The sequence below is a fragment of the Streptomyces sparsus genome (assembly GCF_054776295.1).
The window spans coordinates 1-3,122 of record NZ_BAAHCA010000590.1 but is presented as its reverse complement, the minus strand read 5'-3'; the positions used below and the strand labels follow the sequence as shown (position 1 = coordinate 3,122).

2 protein-coding genes are annotated in these 3,122 nt (G+C 71.4%); one reads left to right on the top strand and one right to left on the bottom strand.

Annotation, left to right across the window (positions count from 1 at the left end):
• Positions 1-47: 47 nt before the first annotated feature.
• A complete protein-coding gene (locus ACYVE9_RS20680) occupies positions 48-1,340 on the bottom strand; it encodes a phthiocerol/phthiodiolone dimycocerosyl transferase family protein (RefSeq protein ID WP_461029384.1) in 1,293 nt (430 codons plus the stop codon).
• A gap of 1,207 nt (positions 1,341-2,547) precedes the next feature.
• Here ACYVE9_RS20680 and ACYVE9_RS20675 point away from each other — a divergent pair.
• On the top strand, positions 2,548-3,122 hold a 575-nt coding region (locus ACYVE9_RS20675; RefSeq protein ID WP_461029383.1), incomplete at its 3' end, for a condensation domain-containing protein.

The following is a 3,122-nucleotide window of genomic DNA, read 5'->3' as shown; positions in this document are numbered from 1 at the left end:
CCCCCGACCGCCCGCGGAACCGCGGACGGTCGGGAGGCAGGTGGCCGTCAGACGGCGTGCGCCGCACCGTCGGGTGCCTTCGACGCCGGCAGGGCGAGCAGCGCGGCGTGCACGCGGTCCCGGATGCCCCTGATCTGCTCGGTCCCGAAACACTCGCGGCTGTAGGGGAGTTCGACACACAGGCGGTTGTCGAAGGACGTCACGCACCCCATCACCGGTCCCCTGCCGGCCTGCGGGAAGTACTGCTCGCGGGCCGGCACGAGGCGCATGTCCACGACGTCCAGTCCGGGCGGCACCGGCGGCCCGGGCACAGCTCCCATGTTGGTCACGATGACACTGGTCGCGAGTAGCGCCGGGTTCCGCACCGCCTGGGGCAGCATGCGGATCTCCTGGAGGAAGTCGCCGCGTCCGATCGCCGCGTGCAGGTTCCCCGCGACCTGGCGGGCCAGCGTCAGCGGGTCGGCGTCGCCCGCCACCGGGAGGACGTCCAGGTAGGACGCCACCGCGGGCACCATCAGCTCGCGTTCCAGCGGCGGCGTCACCCGGGAGCGCAGGTCCACCGGGGACAGGCAGCCGAGGGTGCGCGGCTCCGCGTCCTCGCCGAGGCCTCCGCGCACCGAGGTGAGCAGCGCCGCGCTCACCAGGCCGTGCACCGACACCTCGGCGGCCCTGGCGAAGTCCCGCAGGGCCGCCGTCTCGTCCGGCTCCAGCAGCACCCGTTGCACGTCCACCGCGCCGCCCTGCTCCGCACGGCCCGGTTCGGCCGCCTCGTACGGCAGGGACACGACGGGGAAGCGGCGGGCCCGCTCGGCGCGCTGCTCCAGATAGCGCTCGGTCTCCTGTGCGTCGCCGGACGGCATGCGCTCCGTGACGGGCGGCGGCCAGGGGCGTTCGCCCGCTGCCGGTTCGCGGGGGCCGCCGTCCGCGAGTGCCGTGTAGGTCTGCCACAGGGCGTGGTGCAGTGCGATGGCGCTGTGGCCGTCGGTGATGGTGTGGTCGACGACCAGCACCAGGGTGTGGTCGGTCTCGCCTCGGAGCAGGACCGCGCGGGCCAGTGGACCGCCGACGGTGAGCGGCCGGTTGAGCTCCTCGTTGAAGGCTTCCGGTCCGTCCGGCCTCACCTGGAGTGCCGGCACGTCGGACTCGGGCAGCGGTCGCAGTTCGTACCCGGTGCCGTCCTGCGCGATCCGGGCGCCGAGGGGCGGGTGCTCGGCGACCTTGGCGGCGAAGGCCTCGGCGAGCAGCTGCTCGTCGAGTTCGCCGCGGACGGTGCAGGAGAGCACGGCCCGGCTGCGCTGTGCGACGTAGAGCGTCTCCGCCGGGCACAACTTGCGGTACATGTCACTGGCCTCTCGTTGTTCTCACGCGCCACAGGACGTGTGGCGGCGCTGCGCCGGGGCACGCCGCCGTGACCGTCCGCGCCCGGCGCCTCCGCGCCGGACGGCCGGGACCGGTTTCTCCGGTCCTGCGCCGGTGCGGCGTTCAACGGGTGTGCTGCCGCGTGCACTCCGCCGGCCGGCCGGCTGCGCGGACGCGTCGCGTCGAACATGTCGAAACGCGCCCGTTGCCAGCGGGCAGCGGAATTGCCGGGGCAGTCGTGCGACCGAGCCCGAAACGCAGCTTCAGTCAAACGGAAACACCCCGTCCTTTCAAGGGGCTGCCCGATTCGACTTCTACGGATCCTCGGCGGGATGGCGGAAACCGATCTCCCTCTATTCCTGCTCCGGCACTCGGCGGAACCTGCCCGATAGGGCAAGCAAAACCGGACAAGAGCGACAGTCCCCCTGGGTCGTTGCTCCGCGTGCGCAGCCGGAAGCACACCGCGCATAACCGCCCTCACCATTGAGGGAAGCCGATTCGGACAATCCTTCGGACAAAGAAAAGGCAATGAACTCCGACCGCCCGCAACATGCCCGTTCAACGACCGTGGAGCCGCGAACGGCGCAGAACCGGGCGGGCTCGGGCGCCGACCAGGCACGGCTCCCTCATCACCACCGCGCACTTTCGGCCGAAACCGCCCACGACCGGCGTCTCCGCAGGTGAGGCTGCCCGATCCGGACTCACACCGTCAGCGCAGGCGGCCGGCTCCCCCACCGCAGCATCGGCGAGGAGGCCGGCACGGAGGCCCCCGCACACGCCCGCCGGTCGACGCACGCCGCGCCGCGCCGGTTTTGCTCCCATCTCGCTCGCCCTGCTGCGGGCCACGAAGAAGCAGTTATAAAGCGGCGTTCCGGCACTCCCCGCGCAATGCGTCGACACGGCTTCCCTTGACTCTCTGACTTTCTCTCGTGCAGTGTTGCTCTCGTCGGTGGGGCACCGTTCCGTTGCCGCGCACTCAGCCGACGAGTGAAATGGAGCGCCAGCAGGAAGCTTCTAGTGGTTTCCCTAGAGTTTCTCCGGATCATCTTCGGTGAATGCCCTGCCGGCCACGATTGTCCGCGTTCTTTCCGTACCCGCGCACGCCCGGCTCCGTAGGGCTTGCGCCCCGTGTTTCGCAGGGCTCGATCTCCGGCAGAGAATTCGACACAGCTACTGAGGGTTGGTGCCATGCCTGGTCCCGAGGATGTCGGGCGTCCGCTGTCCGGCGCGCAGGAAGGCCTCTGGTTCGCCCAGCGGCTGGACCCCACGAGCGCCGCGTTCAACACCGGCGAGTACGTGGAGATCCACGGGGCGGTCGACCCGGAGCTGTTCGCCCGCGCGCTGCGGCGCACCGTCCGGGAGGCGGAGACGTTCGGCCTGCGCTTCGTCGAGACGCCCCAGGGGCCGCGCAGCGTGCCCGTGCCGTCCGACGACTGGCCCCTGCACCTCGTCGACGTGCGGCATGAGCCGGACCCGCAGGCCGCCGCTGAGGCGTGGATGCGTGCCGACCTGGACACCGCGGTCGATCTCACCGAGGGACCGCTCTTCACTCAGGCCCTCTTCACGGTGGCGCCGGACCGCTGGTTCTGGTTCCAACGGGTGCACCACATCCTGCTCGACGGATACGGCTACACCCTGGTCTTCCGCCGCACGGCCGAGCTGTACACGGCGCTGGCCGCCGGCACCACCCCGCCTCCCGGCCGGTTCGCGCCGGTGGGCCGGCTGCTCGACGAGGAGGCGGCCTACCGTGCGTCGCCGCGCCG